Origin of the sequence: Acidihalobacter sp., from assembly GCF_037381185.1 — a bacterium.
Taxonomy (GTDB): Bacteria; Pseudomonadota; Gammaproteobacteria; order DSM-5130; family Acidihalobacteraceae; genus Acidihalobacter_A.
Window position 1 is genome coordinate 1 of the sequence record NZ_JARRQY010000005.1, and the last position, 19,644, is coordinate 19,644.

Annotated in this window: 23 protein-coding genes and 1 pseudogene; 16 read left to right on the forward strand and 8 right to left on the reverse strand. The window is 64.8% G+C overall.

All coding sequences use genetic code 11. The features are described 5' to 3' along the window. Window positions 1–370 precede the first annotated feature (370 nt). From hisG to P8014_RS02195, 8 genes are all read right to left on the reverse strand, one after another. Complete coding sequence (hisG, locus tag P8014_RS02160) at window positions 371–1,015, reverse strand: ATP phosphoribosyltransferase (RefSeq protein ID WP_337815660.1); 645 nt, start codon at window positions 1,013–1,015, stop codon at window positions 371–373. 4 nt (window positions 1,016–1,019) lie between these two features. Beyond that, entirely contained in the window at window positions 1,020–2,279 is a 1,260-nt protein-coding gene (murA, locus tag P8014_RS02165; RefSeq protein ID WP_337815661.1) for a UDP-N-acetylglucosamine 1-carboxyvinyltransferase, read from the reverse strand. A gap of 111 nt (window positions 2,280–2,390) precedes the next feature. After that, window positions 2,391–2,696 carry an STAS domain-containing protein gene (locus P8014_RS02170; protein WP_337815662.1) on the reverse strand — a complete coding sequence of 102 codons (306 nt, stop codon included), beginning with the start codon at window positions 2,694–2,696 and terminating at the stop codon, window positions 2,391–2,393. Further along, on the reverse strand, window positions 2,693–3,346 hold the full coding sequence (locus tag P8014_RS02175) for an ABC transporter substrate-binding protein (protein ID WP_337815663.1): 654 nt from the start codon (window positions 3,344–3,346) through the stop codon (window positions 2,693–2,695). The genes P8014_RS02170 and P8014_RS02175 overlap by 4 nt, the downstream gene beginning before the upstream one ends. A 35-nt stretch (window positions 3,347–3,381) precedes the next feature. Beyond that, window positions 3,382–3,840, reverse strand: a complete 459-nt coding sequence (gene mlaD, locus P8014_RS02180) for an outer membrane lipid asymmetry maintenance protein MlaD (protein WP_337815664.1) — start codon at window positions 3,838–3,840, stop codon at window positions 3,382–3,384. 87 nt (window positions 3,841–3,927) lie between these two features. Next, window positions 3,928–4,710: a lipid asymmetry maintenance ABC transporter permease subunit MlaE gene (gene mlaE, locus P8014_RS02185; RefSeq protein ID WP_337815764.1), complete on the reverse strand. Its 783-nt coding sequence runs from the start codon at window positions 4,708–4,710 to the stop codon at window positions 3,928–3,930. Window positions 4,711–4,712: 2 nt separating this feature from the next. Next, window positions 4,713–5,522 carry an ATP-binding cassette domain-containing protein gene (locus P8014_RS02190; RefSeq protein ID WP_337815665.1) on the reverse strand — a complete coding sequence of 270 codons (810 nt, stop codon included), beginning with the start codon at window positions 5,520–5,522 and terminating at the stop codon, window positions 4,713–4,715. A 102-nt stretch (window positions 5,523–5,624) separates the two neighbouring features. After that, window positions 5,625–6,182, reverse strand: a complete 558-nt coding sequence (locus tag P8014_RS02195; protein WP_337815666.1) for a hypothetical protein — start codon at window positions 6,180–6,182, stop codon at window positions 5,625–5,627. Between the two features lie 99 nt (window positions 6,183–6,281). Here P8014_RS02195 and P8014_RS02200 point away from each other — a divergent pair, with 99 nt between their 5' ends. The 16 genes and pseudogenes from P8014_RS02200 (at window position 6,282) to ptsP (ending at window position 19,562) form a co-directional block, all read left to right on the forward strand. Then, window positions 6,282–7,361 carry an LLM class flavin-dependent oxidoreductase gene (locus tag P8014_RS02200; RefSeq protein WP_337815667.1) on the forward strand — a complete coding sequence of 360 codons (1,080 nt, stop codon included), beginning with the start codon at window positions 6,282–6,284 and terminating at the stop codon, window positions 7,359–7,361. Next, window positions 7,361–8,299 (forward strand): NAD-dependent epimerase/dehydratase family protein, encoded by a 939-nt coding sequence (locus tag P8014_RS02205; protein WP_337815668.1) that lies wholly within the window; start codon window positions 7,361–7,363, stop codon window positions 8,297–8,299. Before P8014_RS02200 ends, P8014_RS02205 begins: the two co-directional genes overlap by 1 nt. Window positions 8,300–8,343: 44 nt before the next feature. Next, a complete protein-coding gene (locus tag P8014_RS02210; RefSeq protein WP_337815669.1) occupies window positions 8,344–9,303 on the forward strand; it encodes a calcium/sodium antiporter in 960 nt (319 codons plus the stop codon). Window positions 9,304–9,307: 4 nt separating this feature from the next. Then, a pseudogene (locus tag P8014_RS02215) lies at window positions 9,308–10,127 on the forward strand (KpsF/GutQ family sugar-phosphate isomerase). A 24-nt stretch (window positions 10,128–10,151) separates the two neighbouring features. Next, window positions 10,152–10,691 carry a 3-deoxy-manno-octulosonate-8-phosphatase KdsC gene (gene kdsC / locus P8014_RS02220; RefSeq protein ID WP_337815670.1) on the forward strand — a complete coding sequence of 180 codons (540 nt, stop codon included), beginning with the start codon at window positions 10,152–10,154 and terminating at the stop codon, window positions 10,689–10,691. An 18-nt stretch (window positions 10,692–10,709) separates the two neighbouring features. After that, window positions 10,710–11,261, forward strand: coding sequence for an LPS export ABC transporter periplasmic protein LptC (lptC, locus tag P8014_RS02225; protein WP_337815671.1), 552 nt, complete (start codon window positions 10,710–10,712; stop codon window positions 11,259–11,261). Between the two features lie 8 nt (window positions 11,262–11,269). Next, window positions 11,270–11,797: a lipopolysaccharide transport periplasmic protein LptA gene (gene lptA, locus P8014_RS02230; protein WP_337815672.1), complete on the forward strand. Its 528-nt coding sequence runs from the start codon at window positions 11,270–11,272 to the stop codon at window positions 11,795–11,797. Next, window positions 11,794–12,519, forward strand: coding sequence for an LPS export ABC transporter ATP-binding protein (lptB, locus tag P8014_RS02235; protein ID WP_337815673.1), 726 nt, complete (start codon window positions 11,794–11,796; stop codon window positions 12,517–12,519). Before lptA ends, lptB begins: the two co-directional genes overlap by 4 nt. Before the next feature lie 201 nt (window positions 12,520–12,720). Next, complete coding sequence (locus tag P8014_RS02240) at window positions 12,721–14,178, forward strand: RNA polymerase factor sigma-54 (RefSeq protein WP_337815674.1); 1,458 nt, start codon at window positions 12,721–12,723, stop codon at window positions 14,176–14,178. A gap of 21 nt (window positions 14,179–14,199) precedes the next feature. After that, complete coding sequence (gene raiA / locus P8014_RS02245; protein WP_337815675.1) at window positions 14,200–14,517, forward strand: ribosome-associated translation inhibitor RaiA; 318 nt, start codon at window positions 14,200–14,202, stop codon at window positions 14,515–14,517. Then, window positions 14,510–15,010, forward strand: coding sequence for a PTS sugar transporter subunit IIA (locus tag P8014_RS02250; RefSeq protein WP_337815676.1), 501 nt, complete (start codon window positions 14,510–14,512; stop codon window positions 15,008–15,010). The genes raiA and P8014_RS02250 overlap by 8 nt, the downstream gene beginning before the upstream one ends. Window positions 15,011–15,073: 63 nt before the next feature. After that, window positions 15,074–16,018: an HPr(Ser) kinase/phosphatase gene (gene hprK / locus P8014_RS02255; protein ID WP_337815677.1), complete on the forward strand. Its 945-nt coding sequence runs from the start codon at window positions 15,074–15,076 to the stop codon at window positions 16,016–16,018. Continuing rightward, the gene (gene rapZ / locus P8014_RS02260; protein ID WP_337815678.1) at window positions 16,015–16,875 is read left to right on the forward strand and encodes an RNase adapter RapZ; all 861 of its coding nucleotides are present in this window, start codon (window positions 16,015–16,017) and stop codon (window positions 16,873–16,875) included. Before hprK ends, rapZ begins: the two co-directional genes overlap by 4 nt. Window positions 16,876–16,957: 82 nt before the next feature. Next, window positions 16,958–17,359 (forward strand): PTS sugar transporter subunit IIA, encoded by a 402-nt coding sequence (locus tag P8014_RS02265; RefSeq protein WP_337815679.1) that lies wholly within the window; start codon window positions 16,958–16,960, stop codon window positions 17,357–17,359. Window positions 17,360–17,380: 21 nt separating this feature from the next. Continuing rightward, complete coding sequence (locus P8014_RS02270) at window positions 17,381–17,653, forward strand: HPr family phosphocarrier protein (protein ID WP_337815680.1); 273 nt, start codon at window positions 17,381–17,383, stop codon at window positions 17,651–17,653. Window positions 17,654–17,816: 163 nt separating this feature from the next. Continuing rightward, a complete protein-coding gene (ptsP, locus tag P8014_RS02275) occupies window positions 17,817–19,562 on the forward strand; it encodes a phosphoenolpyruvate--protein phosphotransferase (RefSeq protein ID WP_337815681.1) in 1,746 nt (581 codons plus the stop codon). Window positions 19,563–19,644 lie beyond the last annotated feature (82 nt).

Genomic DNA, 19,644 nt, shown 5'->3' on the forward strand with positions numbered 1-19,644 from the left:
ACGGGGTGTACGCTCGAGGTCTGCCCGTAGGGACAAGGCCTTTCGGGCGCCTTTCTTTCGTACCTTTCTTTGGGCGTGCAAAGAAAGGTACTCGGGCGCGTCACTCACGTAAGACCAGCACTACCTAACGCTGATTCGCGCACGAAAAGCACCCCAAACGCAAAGCAACGCGAGCGCTTCGCGAATCGTCCCACACCTCAAATCGCGCACGAAATCAGCCGCAAGAGTCTGCAAACACGTCGCCTTCACTGACCACAAACGCTAGTTCACGCCCGAAACGAGCCCTAAGGATTAGCAAATGGAGGAAAAACGCCGACTCCAGCACCGCAAAGGCCACCAACTGATCACTCAAGCTCCAAAAAACGGAACTTCAGCGTCGCGCATCCACCGCATCCCGCAACTGCCCAAGTAACTTCTGCACGCGCTGATGCTTCATCTTCATGGACGCCTTGTTGACGATCAGCCGAGAGCTGATGTCGGCGATCGGTTCCCACGGCTCCAGGCCGTTGGCACGCAAGGTGTTGCCGGTGTCGACCAGATCGACGATGCAGTCGGCCAACCCGACCAGCGGCGCCAACTCCATCGAACCGTACAGTTTGATGATCTCGACCTGCCGCCCCTGCGAAGCGAAATACGCACGGGCGCTGTCGACAAACTTGGTCGCCACGCGCAGACGGCGGCGCGATTCGGCCTTGCCGCCCTGCGGACCTGCCACCATCAAACGGCACCGCGCGATGCGCAGGTCCAGCGGCTCGTAGATACCCTCGCCGCCATGCTCCATGAGCACGTCCTTGCCCGCAACGCCGAGATCGGCGGCGCCGTGCTGCACATAGGTCGGCACGTCGGTCGCGCGAATGATCAGCAGACGCACGCCTGGATCGTTGGTCTCCAGAATCAGTTTGCGGCTGGTTTCCGGATCCTCGGCCGGCACAATGCCGGCGTCGGCCAACAGTGGCACGGTGTCCTTGAAGATGCGCCCCTTGGACAGCGCGATGGTCAGCGTCTGTTCGTTCACGAAGTCACCCTGCGACCCGACGAATGCGCGCTCCGAGCTGGGCGAGCTTTTCCTCGATGCACTCGTAGCCGCGGTCGATATGGTAGATGCGATCGACCAGCGTCTCGCCCTTGGCGACCAGGCCGGCCAGGATCAGGCTTGCCGAGGCGCGCAGGTCGGTGGCCATGACCGGCGCGCCGGTCAGCTCGGGCACGCCGCGCACGATGGCCGTATTGCCGTTGACCTGGATGTTCGCGCCCATGCGCTGCAGCTCCTGCACGTGCATGAAGCGGTTCTCGAACACCGTTTCGGTGATGCTGGCCACGCCGTCGGCCACCGCATTCAGCGCCGAGAACTGCGCCTGCATGTCGGTGGGGAATGCCGGATACGGCGCCGTCTGCAGATCGACCGCACGCGGACGCTCGCCATGCATGTCCAGCTCGATCCAGTCCTCGCCGACACGTACTTCGGCACCGGTGGCACGCAGCTTCTGCAGCACCGAATCAACGATCGAGGCACAGGTGCGCTTGACGCGCACTCGCCCGCCGCTGATCGCGCCGGCCACCAGAAAGGTGCCCGTTTCGATGCGGTCGGGAAGAACGTCGTAGTTGCAGCCGTTCAGACGCTCGACGCCATGGATGGTGATCGTGTCGGTACCGGCACCTTCGATGTTGGCACCCATGGCGATAAGACAGTTGGCGAGATCGACCACTTCGGGTTCGCGCGCCGCATTCTCGATGATCGTGCGGCCCTCGGCCAGCGCCGCTGCCATCATCAGATTCTCGGTACCGGTCACGGTGATGACGTCCAGCACCAGGCGCGCGCCGTGCAGCCGACCGGCCTTGGCACGGATATAGCCGCCTTCGACCGCGATGTCCGCGCCCATCGCGCGCAAGCCGTCGACATGCAGGTTGACCGGCCGCGAACCGATTGCGCAGCCGCCCGGTAGCGACACCTCGGCCTCGCCGAAACGGGCCAGCAGCGGCCCCAGTACCAGGATGGAGGCGCGCATGGTCTTGACCAGCTCGTAAGCCGCGCGCAGCGTGTGGATACCCTTGGTATCGGTCTCGATGCCCATGCGCTCGTCGACGGTGAGCGACACGCCCATGCGCCCGAGCAGCTCCATCATCGTGGTCACGTCGTGCAGATGCGGCACGTTGGCCACCCGCATCGGCCTGTCCGCCAGCAACGTGGCCGCGAGAATCGGCAGCACCGCATTCTTGGCACCGGAGATACGCACCTCACCGTCGAGGCGGGCGCCGCCGTAGATCAGTAGTTTATCCATGTTCCGCCAACCACCCGCCGCGGTCCGGCGGGCTCAAAAAGCGCGCATGATAAACGATCGCCGTCGCGACGTCGCCTCGCCGGCGCAGCACCCGGGCAAACTGCGACGCTTTCATGCGGTGGAGGTGCCGCTCAGGATGCCGTCGAGATCGCTGACGTCCATGATGACTCTCATCACCTCGGGCAAATCGCATACCCGCACGCTGCCGCCGGCGCCGCCGGCCACACGTGCCCACTCCAGCAGGCAGGCCACGGCGGCGCTGTCGGCGCGGGTGATGCCGGCGCACGAAACCTCCACGTCGCCGCCCTTGCCGGCAACGGCCGCGATCTGCGGCCACAGGCCCGGCACGGTATCCACGGTGACTTCGCCCTCGAGACCGTAGCGCCCGGCTTCGACGGCGCGCAGCGCGGCGTTCACGACCCCGCCTGGCTCTGGGTTCCGCTCTGCGCCTGCTGATTCTGCTGGGTCAGGCGCTTGATCAGGGCATCCAGGCCGGTCTGCTGGATTTCCTCCGAATAGGTGCTGCGATAGCTCTGCACCAGACTCAGCCCGGAGATGGTCAGATCGTAAATCTTCCATCCCTGATTGGTCTTGAACAGACTGTAGTTCACCGTGACCGGCTCGTGTCCCTGCGGCACCACCCGGCTATACACCGTCGCGAAACGGCCGTCGGAGGTGTCGCGATTGCTCAAGTACTGGATGCTGGAATCGGGATACTGGCTAAGAGCCTTGCTATAGGTCCTGATCAGCAGTTCCTGAAACTGTTCGACGAAAGCACTGCGTTGCGCCGGCGTGGCGGTGCGCCAGTAGTGCCCCAGCACCAACCGCGAGGAGGCCTGGATATCCACCGCCGGCAGGATGTAGCGGGAAACCAGCTTGTGCACCACCGCCGGCTTGGCCAGCTCTGACTTGGACTGGCTGTGCAGCGCCTGCAGCGCATCGCTGGCCGCCTGCTTGACGACCGCCTCGGCCGCCTGCACGGATGCGGCATCCTGTGCGGCCCAGGCCGCGGGAGCCGCCGGCAGCAACAGCAAGACTGTCATCCAAACCCTGAACCACTTCATCATCGTGCTACTCCTTCCGCGAGATCCGCGCCACCCGGTTACTTCGACGTGAACTTGACCATGAGCTGGCTGATGATCTTCTCCAGCACCACGGCCGACTGGGTGTAGCGGATACGGTCGCCGTTCTTCAGATTCTGCATAGACGATCCCGGCGACAGCGCGATGTACTGCTCGCCGAGCAGACCCGCGGTATAGATGCTCACCGAGGAGTCCGTGGGAAAATCGTTGTACTGAGGCTTGATGTCCATCGTCACCTTGGCCTCGAAATTCTTCTTGTCGTAGTCGATCGCGGTCACCCGCCCGACCGTGACGCCCGCCGCCGTCACCGGCGCGCGAACCTTGAGCCCGCCGATGTCGTTGAAATAGGCGTAGACGGTATAGCCGTTATTGCCTTCCAGGCTGCTGAGGTTGCTGACCTTGAGCGCCAACACCAGAAGGGCGACAACGCCGGCAGCCACGAACAAGCCGACCAGAATCTCCACTGAACGCGAGCTCATCATTGGCTCCCCACTGCGGGTAATTGAAAAAGTGCGCGTCCATTCCGCAGGTCTCCCGCGGACATGGACAGTTTGCTATCGCCGACCTTAACTGCCACTGAACATCAGTGCGGTCATGACGAAATCCAGCCCCAGCACCGCGAGCGACGTGTTCACCACGGTTCGCGTGGTGGCGCGACTCACGCCTGCCGCAGTGGGCACCGCGTCATAGCCCTCGAACACGGCGATCCAGGCCGCCACCAAACCGAACACGACGCTCTTGATCACGCCGTTGAGCACATCGTCCTGCAGACTGACGCTACTCTGCATGGCAGACCAGAAGGTACCGTCGTCGACGCCGAGCATCTTGACGCCGACCAGATAGCCCCCGAACACGCCCACCGCGTTGAAGATCGCCGCCAGCAGCGGCACCGCGATGAACGCCGCCAGAAAGCGGGGGCCGATCACGCGGCGGAACGGATCAACCGCCATCATCTCCATCGCCGAGAGCTGTTCGGTAGCCTTCATCAGACCGATCTCGGCGGTCAGTGCCGAGCCGGCACGGCCGGCGAACAACAACGCGGTGAGTACCGGCCCGAGTTCACGCACCAGCGACAGTGCCACCACCACGCCGAGCGAACTGACGGCATTGAACTTGACCAGCGTGGTGTAGCCCTGCAGGCCGAGCACCATGCCCACGAACAGGCCCGACACCGCGACGATCAGCAGCGACAGCACGCCCACCGAATACAGCTCGCGCACCACCAATCCTGGGCGTCGCAGCGACATGCCCAGGGCGGCCAGAACGCGGACGAAGAATATGCCGCCGCGGCCGAGACGCCCGAAACTGCCCAGCGCCCAGCGCCCCAGCGCCTGCAGCCCGTCCAAGATATTCATGCGCGTCCCAGCAGGTCTTCGGCGTAGTCGGCCGCCGGATAGTGGAAGGGCACCGGCCCGTCGGCCTCCCCGTCCAGAAACTGTCGCACCCAAGGCGAGGTGTTGTCACGCAACGCATCCGGCGTGCCCTCGGCCACCACCTTGCCGCCGGAAATCACGTAGACCAGATCGGCAATGTTCAAGGTTTCCGGCACGTCATGCGAGACCACGATACTGCTTAGCCCAAGGCCGTCGTTCAGGCGTTTGATCAACGACACGATCGTCCCCATGGTGATCGGATCGAGGCCGGTGAACGGCTCGTCGTACATGATCATCATCGGATCCATGGCGATCGCGCGCGCCAGCGCGACGCGACGCGCCATACCGCCGGACAACTCGCTGGGCATCAGTCGGCGCGCCCCGCGCAAGCCCACCGCCTGCAGCTTCATCAGCACCAGGCTGCGCAGCACCCCTTCCGGCAGACGCGTGTTCTCGCGCAACGGGAACGCAACGTTATCGAACACATCGAGATCGGTCAGCAGCGCACCGCTCTGGAACAGCATCCCCATTCGGCGGCGCAGGCGGTACAGCGCGCCGCCCGACAGGCGATGCACATCCTCGCCGTCCACCAGGATACGGCCCGAGGACGGACGCAACTGCCCGCCGATCAGTTTGAGCAACGTGGTCTTGCCGGTACCGCTAGGCCCCATGATCGCAGTCACCTTGCTGCGCGGCACGACCACATTCAAGCCATCGAAAACTACGCGGTCGCCACGGCTGAAGCTCAGATCCTCGATCCGGACCAGGGGAGTGGATTCAACGGACATGTCATGCTGAGAATGGCGTGGAATGGGGAAGTCTTCGGCAAGACCTGTTCGCTGTCAACCATTGCTCTCCGCCAACGGCCCGTGGCACTGCATTACCGAAGCCTAGAAACCCAGCAATTCGCCCAGCTCTCGCAAGCGCGAGAGCTGGGCGGGAGCCCCCGTAACCAACAGCTGCCTGCACTGTGGTCCGGGGGCGGCGGCGAAGGCTTCCAGCACTTCGCGCGCAGCACGCAAATCAAGCTCCGTGTCCGCGCGGTACAGGCCAACGGCAGCTTCCCCCAACCGCCGGCCGGCATCCCACGGCGCCTCGATCACCCGAATGCCCGAGGCCCGCAACGCAGCGGGATCACCCCTCCCTCCCAACCAGATACCGGACAGCCGTGAACCGAGCGCGGCCAGCGCCGGCACGACCTCCGGATCCGCCAACTGCGCCGGACCACATTCCAGCCACAGCGCGAAATGCTCCGGCAGGTCCTCGCGCCATGCCCTCAGTTGCACCGCCGACCACGCCGCCGCCGGCAGACCCGCACAGCGAAATTCATTCGTGTAATAGGCCGCCCGCCACTCTTGCGGCAAGTCCTCCGGATAATACTCTTCGCCCCAGGCCGGGCTCTGCCAATCCCAGGCACCGACATCAACCCGAACCCCTTCGGTTCTCATCACCACGGTCCTCTTCGCTCAGCGCGCATATCGCATTGCAGACCATCCCGTACAGACCGCATGTCCCGGCCTCGGCGACGTAGTACACTGCGTCCCGCCATGCGCTTCGATCTGTTCAACGAACTTTCCGTACCGACCTTTACCGGCCGCAGCGAAGCCGAGGTCTTCTCGGCCACGCTGGACCAATGGGCGTTTGCCGAAACCCTCGGCTTCGACACCGGCTGGCTGGTCGAACACCATTTCATGCCTGAATATTCGCACAGCACCTCACCCGGCCTGTTCCTTGCCGCCGCCAGCCAGCGAACGCAGCGCCTGCGCCTCGGCCACGCCATCATCCCGCTGCCCTACCATCATCCGGTACAGGTCGCCGAACAGGTCGCCACCCTCGACGTACTATCGGGCGGGCGTATCGAGTTCGGCTACGGCCGGGGCTTCTCGCCCACCGAATACGAAGCCTTCGGCCGCCACATGCGCGACAGCCGCAGTTACACCGCCGAGGCGCTGGCCATTATCCGTCAGGCATTCACCCGCGGTCGCGTCGACTTCCAGGGCGAACACTTTCAGCTCCGGGAGTTGGACGTCCTGCCGCGCGTGCTGCAGGCACCGCACCCTCCCATATGGGCCGCCGCCGTCAGCCCGGAAAGCTTCGAGCTGGCCGCCCGCGAAGGGGTCGGTGTGCTGGTCGGCCCGTTCAAACCGTGGTTCATGGTGCGCGAGGACATCCGTCTCTATCGCGACGCCTGGCAGCACCATCACGGGCAGGATACGCCGCCGCCGGAAAAGAACGCGCGCATCGCCATGACCGTGGGCGTGCACTGCCACGCCGACCACCGCACCGCCCGCCGCGAGGCGCGCGAAGGTTTCGTCTGGCTATACCGGCACCTGCTGGGCCAGACACGCGAGATCCTCGAGCGTCTCTACGAGAGCTACGAATACTACCGCCGCTTCGGCAAGCTGGGCACGCTGATGGGCAAAGCCATCAGCCTGAGCGTACTGGAGACCCTGGGCATGACCATCGTCGGCGACCCGGCCCATTGCCGCCGTCGCCTGCAGGAACTGCGCGAGGCCGGCGTCGATCACGTGCTGTGCGCCTTCGGCGCCGGCGTCATGGCGCAGGACCAGACCGAATCCGGCATGCGCCTGTTCGCCGAACAGGTCATGCCCGATTTCGCCGACTGATGCGCCTGGTGGTCAGCGGCAGCGCGGGCCGGCTCGCCCGCGTGCTCGTCCCTCGCCTGCTCGCCGAACCCGGCATCGAACGCATTCACGGCATCGACCACCGCGCCGCGGACTACGCCGATCCCCGCTACGTGCACCATCGCCTGGACGTGCGCGACCCCGCCGCGGCCGAGGTCTGCGCCGACGCCGACGCGCTGGTGCACCTGGCTTTCGTGCTCATGGGCGGGGGCCTCGGCCGGCGCCGCCACAACCGCGAAACCATTCGCGCCGTCAACATCGAGGGCAGCCGGCAGCTGTTCGAAGCCGCGGCGCAACACGGCCTCGGCCGGATCGTCTTCATCTCCAGTGCCGCAGTCTATGGCGCCTGGCCCGACAATTCTCCGCTGCTCGACGAAAACACGCCGCTGCGCGCCATGCCCGGCTTCGCCTACGCGGAGGACAAGGTGGCCGTCGAACGACTACTCGACGGCTTCGAGGCGGCACATCCCAACGTCGCCGTCACCCGCCTGCGTCCGCACGCCATCATCGGCCCGCACGCGCACCCGTTCCTCAACCGCGTGCTCCGCCAGCCTTTCTATCCGGCCTCCCGCGCGCTGACCCAGTGCGTCTGGGAAGACGACGTGGCCGAAGCGATCGCGCTGACCCTCTCCCACCATGCTGCCGGAGCCTACAACCTGGCGGCGCAGCCGGCCCTGAGCCTGCGTGACATGCTTGGCCACACGCGCCGGGTGCGCCTGCCGCTGCCGCTGGGTCCGGCCACCGTGGTACATCGCCTGCTGTGGTGGCTCACGCCCGCGGTCGGCGAGCCCGGCTGGGTGCAGGGCACGCGCCATTCGCTGGCGCTGGACACGCGCCGCGCGGAACGCGAACTGGGCTGGCACCCGCGCCACAACGTCTACGCCTGCCTGGACCGCCTCGCCGGCAGCCGGAATGTATAATCGCGCCCTCGCCCACCGCCACGCCGACAAGCCAAGCCCCTGACATGTTGCTCTCCCTGATCGCCATCGCCGCCGGCTTCGCCCTGCTCATCTGGGGCGCCGACCGCTTCGTCAACGGGGCCGCGGCGCTGGCCCGCAATCTCGGCGTGCCGCCGCTGGTGATCGGCCTGACCATCGTCGGGATGGGCACCTCGGCTCCCGAACTGCTGGTCTCGGGCCTGGCCGCCGTCCAGGGCAACCCGGGCCTGGGCATCGGCAACGCGATCGGCTCGAACGTCGCCAACATCGGCCTCGTGCTCGGCACCACCGCGCTGATCGCACCGCTCAGCGTGCACTCGCGCCTGCTGCAGCGCGAGCTGCCGCTGCTGCTGATCGCCATGCTGTTCGGCTACTTCGTGCTCGCCGACGGCCGCCTGCAACGCGTCGAAGGCCTGGCGCTGCTGTGCGGCCTCGCGCTGATTCTGGCCTGGATGGTCTACAGCGCCCGCCGTGCCGGTCGCCAGGAAGCCATCGCCGAGGAACTCGAACTGCCGCAGGCGATGAGTACCGCGCACGCAACGCTGCTGTTCGTTCTGGGGCTGGTCATCCTGCTGGCGGGCTCCAAGTTTCTGGTCTGGGGCGCAGTGGATATCGCCGAGCGTCTTGGCGTCAGCGATCTGGTCATCGGCCTGACCATCGTCGCCATCGGCACCAGCCTGCCGGAACTGGCCGCATCCATCATTAGCGCCCGCCGCGGCGAACCCGACATCGCACTGGGCAACGTCGTCGGCTCCAATCTGTTCAACGTACTCGGCGTGCTCGGCCTGCCCGGCCTGATCGACCCCGGCCCTGTGCCTAGCGAGGTTCTGAGCCGGGACTATCCGGTCATGCTCGGCTTGACCGTGCTACTGTTCGTCTTCGCCTTCAGCCTGCGCAGCGACGAACGCCGCATCAACCGCATCGAAGGCGGGCTGCTGCTCGCCGCATTCATCGGCTATGAAATCTGGATCTATCTCTCTCCTTGACGCCATGCATCTGGACGCCTCCCAACTGACCGAACTCGGTCTTGCCGTCATCCGCACCGAGTCCGCCGCGATCGAAGCGCTCGCCGAGCGGATGGACGACGCCTTCGTCGCCGCCTGCCGCCATCTGCACGCCTGCCGCGGACGCATCGTCGTACTCGGCATGGGCAAGTCCGGCCACATTGCCCATCATCCGGCGACTTGGGGTACCACTGATCGCCATGACCGGCAATCCGCACTCCGCACTCGCGCGCGAAGCCACGGTGCATATCGACGTCAGCGTGGAGCGCGAAGCCTGCCCGCTAGGTCTGGCGCCGACCTCCAGCACCACCGCCGCGCTGGTCATGGGTGACGCGCTGGCCATCGCACTGCTCGAGGCCCGCGGCTTCACCGCCGAAGACTTCGCCCGCTCGCACCCGGGCGGACGCCTGGGCCGACGCCTCCTGCTGCACGTCGCCGACATCATGCACAAGGGCGACGCCGTTCCCGCCGTCGCGCCGGACACGCCTCTGGGCGAGGCGCTGCTGGAGATTACGCGCAAGAATCTCGGCATGACGGCCATCATCGACGCCGAACGCAAGGTCATCGGCGTATTCACCGACGGCGACCTGCGCCGCACCCTGAACCAAGGACACGACATCCAGCGCGTACGCATGGAGCAGGTAATGACCCGCGACTGCCGTACCATCCACCCGGAAACGCTGGCGGCTGAAGCGGTCAAACTGATGGAAGACCACCGCATCACCGCCCTGCCCGTTACCGACGCCGACAACCGCCTGATCGGCGCGCTCAACATGCAGGACCTGCTGCGCGCCGGCGTGGTCTGAAAACGAAGCGACAGCGAAGACACCATGCTCGAACTCTCCAACGATGCCCTGCAACAGCGCCTGAACGCCATTCGTCTGGTCATCTTCGACGTCGATGGCGTACTCACCGACGGACGACTGCTGCTCGGCGACGACGGCCAGGAATACAAGGCCTTCAACGCCAAGGACGGTCACGGCATGCGCATGCTGCAGGACAGCGGCGTGGCGCTGGCCATCCTCACCGGGCGCCGCTCGCAGGTCGTCGAACGGCGCGCCGCCGATCTCGGCATCGCCCACGTCATCCAGGGCCGGCGCGACAAGCTGCCCGCCTTCGAGGAACTGCTCGAAGCCACGCGCCACAGCCCCGAGGCCATCGCCTACGTCGGCGACGACGTGGTCGACTTGCCCGTCATGCGGCGCGTCGGTGTGGCCGTAGCCGTGGCCGACGCCTCCCCCCTGATCCGCGAGCATGCCCACTGGATCACCGCCAGCCCCGGCGGACACGGCGCGGCGCGCGAAGTCTGCGAGCGCATCATGCAGGTCCAGGGCAACCTGGAACGTCTGCTCGCCACCTACCTCCGCTGACCCGGGCAGCAGCGGCGCATGAACGCCCAACGCCTGTGGTACGGAGCCGTGGCACTAGCCACCGTGGCCATGGCCGCCTGGCTGCTGGGCCAGCTCGTTCCGCCGCTGAGCAAACCGCACCCGCCCACCAGCGGCGTCGACTACCGCGCCAGCGGTATCACGCTGACCCAGATGCGCACCAACGGCAAACCGCGCTACCGTCTGCAGGCCACGACCCTGACCCACACGCTACCCGACGACATCACCCACCTACAGGATGTCGTACTGACCGTCTACCCTCAGACCGGGGCCCCCGTCATCCTGACCACGCCCCGCGCGGACCTGCAGGCCGACGGCGAACACGTACACATGCCCGAGAGGGTGGTCATAACGCGTTCGGCCACCGACGGAGAACTCAAGCTGGTCACCTCCGACCTATACGTCAACATCCGCACCCAGACCGCTACCAGCCAGGCGCATACGACCATCGACGCTCCCGGTTACCATGTACAGGGGCTTGGCCTTCACGCCGACTTCGCCGACCATGTCTTCGAACTGCTGCGCGAGGTGCGCAGCACCTACCAGCGCTGACGACCACTATGCGAAACGATCTCATTAGCCCACGCCTGCTCCTGACCACCGCCCTGTTCTGCCTGGCGCCCCTGCCCGCCGCTGCGCAAACTCCGGCAGCGCCCGAGGCTCCGGTACACATCAGCGCCGACCATTTCCGCTTCAACCAGCAGAAAGGCACCGGAAACTACAGCGGCAACGTGGTGGTCACCCAGGACAAACTCATGATCAAGGGCGACAAGCTGGACATCCTCGCCCCCAACAGCGGACCGATCCAGAAACTGACCATGATCGGCACGCCGGCGACCTTCGAAGACACCACCGCCGAAGGCAAGCGCATCACCGGCCAGGCAAAGAACATGGTCTACAACCCCGCCGAACAGAGCATCGTGCTCACCGGCGACGCCCAGCTACAGCAGCGCGGCAACGCCTTCCGCGCCAGTCGCATCGTCTACGACATCCGGCGCGACCTGGTCGACGCCGGCGCGCCGGGACAACGCATCGAGGCCACCTACACACCCGCCACGGGCAAGACCGCGGAGACGCCAAAACAATGAGCGTGCTGCGCGGCACCGAACTCGCCAAGCGCTACCGCGGCCGCGACGTACTGGCCAGCGTCTCGCTGGAAGTCGCTAGCGGCGAAGTGGTCGGCCTACTCGGCCCTAACGGCGCCGGCAAGACCACCTGCTTCTACATCATGGTCGGCCTGATCCAGGCCGATGGAGGCAACATCCAGCTCAACGAACAGGAGATCACGCGTTTCCCCATGCACGCGCGCGCGCGCATGGGCATCGGCTACCTGCCGCAGGAAGCCTCCGTGTTCCGCCGTCTGAGCGTCGAGGACAACATCCGCGCCGTACTGGAACTGCGCAAGGAACTCGATGCCAAGGGCCGCGAGGAAGCGCTCGACGCCCTGCTCGAGGAACTCCAGATCGGGCATATCCACGACAGCCGCGGCTACAGCCTCTCGGGCGGTGAACGCCGGCGCGTCGAAATCGCCCGTGCCCTGGCCGCCGACCCCGCCTTCATCCTGCTCGACGAACCTTTCGCCGGCGTCGATCCGATTTCCGTACTCGACATCCAGCGCATCGTGCGCCATCTGAGCGAGCGCAACATCGGCGTGCTGATCACCGATCACAACGTGCGCGAAACCCTGGGTATCTGCCAACGGGCCTACATTCTGAGCGAAGGGCGCGTGCTCGCCGAAGGCGGCCCCGAGGACATCCTGCACAATCGCAAGGCCCGCGAGGTCTACCTCGGTGAAGACTTCAAACTGTGATGCCGCACCAGCGCTGCCTCGCGCACCTCGGCGGACGGCGCCTCCGGCCTCGTACGCCAGCAGAGCGCACCATGCGGATCGAGAGCACATCTTGCATCCGAGATGGATTCGATATAATCCTGGACATGACACAGCAAAAACCAGACAGGAGGCACCGGCCTGCTGGAGCGAGCGGCGAAACGCCGCAATGACGGAAACCCGATGATCAAGCCTTCGATTCAACTCAAGCTGGGGCAGCAACTGGCCATGACGCCCCAGTTGCAGCAGGCGATTCGCCTGCTGCAGTATTCCACCCTAGAGCTGCAGACCCACATCCAGGAGATTCTAGAAACCAATCCGCTGCTGGACAGCGACGAGGAAAACGACGAGAACTACCCGGCCGAAGATCAAGAAAACGACGACTCTACCACCAGCGCCGAAGACACGATCCCGGACGACCTGCCCGTCGACAGCGCCTGGGAGGACATCTATGAGCCGGCCAACGTACCAGGCTCCGGCAATGGCCGCCTTGAAGGCGAGGAGCGCGATCCCTACGAATCCCAAAGCGGGGGTGACGAATCGCTGATCGACCATCTGCTGTGGCAGATCCACCTCACCACGATGAACGATCAGGACCGGCAGATCGCCATCAACCTGATCGACGCCATCGACGAAGACGGCTACCTGCAGGAAGATCTGCCCACCCTGCAGAACAGCCTGACCCAGGAACTGGGACTGGAAGAGCCGCTCGAGATCGAGGATATCGAGGCGGTACGGCACCTCATCCAGCGCCTCGATCCGCCCGGCTGCGGCGCCCGCAACCTGTCCGAATGTCTGCTGGCACAGCTCTATGAACTGCCCGCCGACACGCCCTGGCTGGAAGCCGTCCGCAAGCTCATCGGCGAACATCTCGATCTGCTCGCCAACCACGATTTCAAAACGCTCATGCGCCGCCTCGAACTCGACGAGGCCGGCCTGCAGAGCGCAGTTGCACTGATACAGACGCTCAACCCACGCCCCGGTGCGCAGATCAGCGATCGCCGGCCCGAGTACATCGTACCTGACGTCATCGTGCGCAAGCAGGATCAGCGCTGGCGCGTCGAACTCAACACCGAAGCCATCCCGCGCCTGCGCGTGAACGCCACCTACGCAGCCATGGTCAAGCGCGCCGACACCAGCACGGACAACACCTACATCAAAAACCAGCTGCAGGAGGCACGCTGGTTCATCAAGAGTCTGCAGAGCCGTAACGAAACGCTGCTGCGCGTGGCCTCCGCCATCGTCGAACAACAGCGCGGCTTTCTCGAATATGGCGAGGAAGCCATGAAACCGCTGGTACTGCGCGACATCGCCGAGCAGGTCGAAATGCACGAATCGACCATCTCCCGCGTCACCACGCAGAAATACATGCACACCCCGCGCGGCATCTTCGAGTTCAAGTATTTCTTCTCCAGCCATGTCGGCACCGCCGACGGCGGCGAGTGCTCGGCGGTGGCCATCCGCGCGATGATTCGCAAGCTCATCGAAGGGGAACCTGGCGACAAACCCCTTTCAGACAGTAAAATCGCCGCCCTTTTGGGAGAGAAGGGCATTCAGGTGGCCCGCCGCACGGTCGCCAAGTACCGCGAGGGCATGAATATTCTCTCTTCCAGCGAACGCAAACGCCTGACGAAGGCCTGACAGACAACAATGGAGTCACCCATGCAGATCAACCTCACTGGCCACCACCTCGAACTCACCGACCCGCTGCGTGCCTACGTCGAAGAGAAATTCCAGCGCCTGGAGCGCCATTTCGACAATGTGATCGACGTACATGTCGTGCTCAGCGTCGAGAAACTCCGCCAGAAGGCCGAAGCCAGTCTGCTGCTCGGCGGCAACCAGCTGCATGCGGAAGCGGAAACCGAGGACATGTACGCCGCCATCGACGGTCTGGTGGACAAGCTCGACCGGCAGGTCGTCAAGCACAAGGAAAAGATCAAGGACCACCACAAGGCCGACGCCGACAAACGTCTTGCCTGAATCCACCAACGCTGTAGGTCACACCATGCAGATCGGCGAACTACTGAGCCTGGATCGCGTCGTAGACAACGCCGACGTTACCAGCAAAAAACGTACTCTGGAATTGCTCGGTCAGCTGCTAGGCAGTGAGGAAACCGGCCTTTCGGCCGATGAGGTTTTCGACACTCTGCTGGCGCGCGAACGACTGGGCAGCACCGGGCTCGGTGCGGGCGTAGCCATTCCCCACGGGCGCATGAAAGGCATCGGACGGGCAGTCGGCGCATTCGTCAAACTGCACGAAGGGATCGATTTCGACGCGCCCGACAAACACCCCGTCGATCTGCTCTTCGCATTGATCGTGCCGGAGGAATGCACTGACGCGCATCTCGACATCCTCGCTCAGCTCGCCAGACTGTTTCGTGACGCCGACACCGTTGCACAACTACGCCAGTGTACGGACAGCGAGACGCTTTACCGCGCACTAACCGAATGGAGTGCGCGGCACGCCGCCTGACCGGACAAGAATCCGGGGCGCAGAAGTGCCGAAAGCGCCCCGGAATTCAGTAGACTAGCCAGCATGGAATCCACTCCGCTGACTGTTCAGATGCTGTTCGAGACTCTTTGCGACAAGCTGCAGCTCGAATGGACGGCTGGGCGCAAGGGCGCACAGCGCGCACTCAGCAGCGCCCGCTGCCCCTGGGGCGGCGCCACGCTGGTCAGCCATCTCGACCTCATCACCACCAGTGCGGTTCAGGTAATCGGCCCGGCCGAGATGGAATATCTCACCGAGCTGCCGCCGGCCGAACGCGCCGAAGCCATCCGACATCTGTTTCAAGCCACCGTCGTGGTGCTGCTGGCCGACGGTCTGACCGCCGGCCAGACCCTGCGCGCCGCGGCCGACTCGCGCAACGTGCCGTTGTTCACCACGCCACTGGCCGAACAGGAATTGCTCAGCCAGCTGCGCTACTACCTCAGCGAAGCGCTTGCCGAGCGCATCACCATGCACGGCGTGTTCATGGAAGTGCTTGGCATCGGCGTGTTACTGGCCGGCGACAGCAACGTCGGCAAAAGCGAACTGGCGCTGGAACTGGTCACGCGCGGACACCGGCTGGTCGCCGACGATGCCCCGGAACTGGCGCGCATCACGCCCAACACGCTGCAGGCCCACAGTCCTGCGGTACTGCAGGACATGCTGGAGGTTCGCGGGCTCGGCGTGCTCAACATTCGCGCCATGTACGGCGACAACGCCATCAAGGACCGGAAGAATCTGCAGCTGATCATCGACCTGCGCCACGCCGAACCCGCCGCGACGGAAACCACGCGTCTGCAAGGCGTGCTGGCCGAGCGCGAACTGCTCGGCGTCACCGTGCCGGTCACCGTCATCAACGTCGCACCCAGCCGCGATCTGGCCGTGCTAGTCGAAGCGGCAGTGCGCAAGCATCAACTGCGCGATTCCGGCTACGATGCAGCCGAGGACCTGGCCCAGCGTCAGCTGCACCTGATCGAGGCCCAGCGCACATGAGACTCATCATCGTCAGCGGGCTCTCCGGCTCGGGCAAGACCGTCGCCCTGCATGCACTCGAGGACGAAGGGTTCTACTGCATCGACAACCTCCACCTCGGCTTGCTATCGCCCTTCGTGACCCAGTTGCTCACGCCACGCCTGAAACTGTACGACGCCGCAGCGGTCGGCATCGACGCACGCAGCGGCGTCGAGGAACTGCGCCGCTTCGACAGCATCGTGCGCGAGATCCGCGACCAGGGCGTCGAACTGGAGATCATCTATCTTCAAGCCGAAGTCGACACCTTGCTCAAGCGCTTCAGCGAAACCCGGCGCAAACACCCGCTGTCGCGCAAGGGGCTGCCGCTGATCGAGGCCATCCACCTCGAACGGTCGCTGCTCAGCGAAATCGCCGCGCATGCCGACCTCACCATCGACACCACGCACAGCAACGTCCACCAGCTGACCGCGCAGATTCGCGAGCGTGTCGGACGCGATCATACCGGCGCACTGTCGCTGCAATTCCAGTCCTTCGGTTTTAAACACGGCGTACCGACCGATTCGGATTTCGTATTCGATGTCCGCTGTCTGCCCAATCCACACTGGGAGCCGCGGCTACGCAGCCAGACCGGCCTCGATCCGGCCGTGCGCGAATACCTGGAAGCGCACCCCATGGTTGAAAACATGTACGACGATCTGCGCCGTTTTCTGGAGAACTGGATTCCCCGCTTCGAGGCGGAGAACCGCAACTATCTGAGCGTTTCAATCGGCTGCACGGGCGGGCAACACCGCTCCGTCTATCTCGTACAGCGCCTCGGCGAGCACCTGCGGGCCAACCGTGGCGCCTCCGTCACCATTCGCCACCGGGAACTGGAATGAACGCCCCCTCATTTACCCCGAGAACCCGCGCCTGGCGTGCAGTCTTGTCGCCGCAATTGTTTACGCGTAGTCTGCCCACCCCATGTCCGTCAGCCTCCTGCTAATCACCCACGGCAACATCGGCCGCGACCTCGCGGACACCGCGCGCAGCATGCTGGGCACCGACCCGCTGCCCATCGCGCAGCTTTCCGTGCCGCTGTCGGCCAATCCCGACAAGCTGTACGAGGACGCCCTCGCCATGTGCGAGCAACTCGACCGGGGCGAAGGCGTACTGGTGCTCACGGACATGTTCGGCTCCACACCGAGCAACATCGCCTGCCGGCTGAACCAGCTACCGCACGTGCGCATCCTGGCGGGCCTGAACCTGCCCATGCTGGTGCGGGTGCTCAACTACCCCAACCTGGACCTGGAAACACTCAGTGCGAAAGCACTGAGCGGTGGGCACGACGGCGTGCTCGACTGCCAGCAGTCGCGCCACAACTAGACTGCCGAGGAATCGATGACCATGAGCATCAGCCGCGACGTCACCATCATCAACCGCCTGGGCCTGCACGCCCGCGCTGCGGCCCGTTTCGTCAACCTCGCCTCACAGTACGAGGCCGCCGTCGAAGTCGAACGCAACGGCCAGAAGGTCAACGGCAAGAGCATCATGGGCGTCATGATGCTGGCTGCCGCCCAGGGCAGCAGCATCAAGCTCCACGCCGATGGATCCGACGCCGAGGACGCTCTCAGCGCCCTGGTCGAACTCATCGCACAGCGCTTCGGCGAGGATTCCTAAGAGCTAGACGGCCGCTACGCCAGCGCGGATTGAGGCGCCGCTGCCCGAGAGAGTCTTTGCGGGAGTACGGGTTGGCGTGGTATTTATGGGACGGAAAACTAGAGCCTGACACTGGAAGAGGACGCAACCGCATCCCTCCAGTCCAGCGAAGGGGAAAGCGGCCATGAGCTTGCTGCTCAACGGCATTGGCATATCACGCGGCGTCGCCATCGGCCGCGTGCACCGCTACGACTACACCGCCCCCGATATACGCCGCCACACCCTCGCCGTCGAAGCGATCGAACCCGAAATCAAACGTTTCTGCGCTGCGCTCGAAACCGCTGCCGCCGAACTGCGTGCACTCAAGACCCGGATTCCCGAAGACTCCTCGTCCGAAGTCGGAGCCTTCATCGATACGCACCTGCTGATGCTCGAGGACCATCTGCTGTCCCGCGTTCCCGTGGAACACATTCGCGCACAGCACTGCAACGCCGAATGGGCGCTCAAACTTCAGCATGACGAGCTGATCGCCACTTTCGACGCCATGGCCGACCCCTATCTGCGCACGCGCCGCGACGACGTGTCCCATGTCGTCGACCGCATTCTGCGGCTTCTGCAGCACGATGCCGAACGCCCGCCCGCGGCGCCGCCGAGAACCAGCATCGTGGTGGCCGAGGATCTGTCTCCCTCCGACGTCGTCGCACTACAGCACGCCCGTATCGGCGGCCTGGTCACCGAATACGGCGGACCGCTTTCACACACCGCCATCCTCGCCCGCAGTCTGGGCATTCCCGCCGTGATGGGCACACATGCAGCCGGGCGCCTGCTGCACGACACCGAACGCGTCATCATCGACGGAGAAGCCGGGTTGGTGCTGGCCGATGCCGACGAAGCCCTGACCCGGCGTTTCCGGCAGAAACTGCGCGCGCAGCGCGCGCGCAACGAGCGCCTACGCAGCATGCGCACGCTGCCAACCGTCACTGCCGACGGCGCCGATGTAACGCTGCAGGCCAACATCGAACTCGACACCGACCTGAACGCCGTGCGCCAGGCGGGCGAAATCGGCGTCGGCCTGTATCGCACGGAGTTCCTTTTCATTGGCCGCCGCGACCCGCCGGACGAGGAGGAACAGTACAAAATCTACCGGCGCGCGGTACGCGGCCTCAAGGGCCAGGTGCTGACCATCCGCACCCTGGATCTCGGCGGAGACAAGCTCAGCGACGCCGTCGACATCGGCGAACAGACGCCCAATCCGGCCATGGGCCTGCGCGCGATACGCCTCAGCCTGCGCGAGCCGGCGCTGTTCGTGCCGCAACTGCGCGCCATCCTGCGCGCCTCTTCGCACGGCCCTGTGCGGCTCATGCTGCCCATGCTCACGGATCTGTCGGAACTGCACCGCGCACTCGAACTGATCGCGGAACAGCGCGAGGCACTTAGCAGCGAAGGACGCCATTACGATCCTTCGATGCCGATCGGCGCCATGATTGAGGTGCCTGCAGCCGCGCTCATCGCCGAGGATTTCGCCCGGCGGCTCGATTTTCTTTCAATAGGCACCAACGACCTCATTCAATACACGCTCGCCATCGACCGTACCGACGACGCGGTCAACGACCTCTACGACCCGCTTCATCCCGCAGTGCTCAAATTGGTGCGTCTCACCCTCGATGGCGCCGACAAAGCCGGCATTCCGGTCGCCATGTGCGGCGAAATGGCAGGCGACCCCGCCTATACTCGCCTGCTCCTGGGACTTGGCCTGCGCGAATTCAGCGTGCCGCCGAACCGGCATGCCGAAATCAAATACGTCATCACACGCAGCGACGTCCGAATCATCTCCGCCCGCGCGGCGCAGTTGTGCACCCTGCCCAACCGCCAAGAACGCCTGCAGGCGCTCGCAGAACTCAATCGAGGGCTGGACGAGCTGCTGCTCTGAACCGGCCGCGAAGCGCCCGTCCAGCCCAACTCGCCGGCGGCATTCTCCGCCACAAGCAGATCTGCTTCCTGATACACTCCCT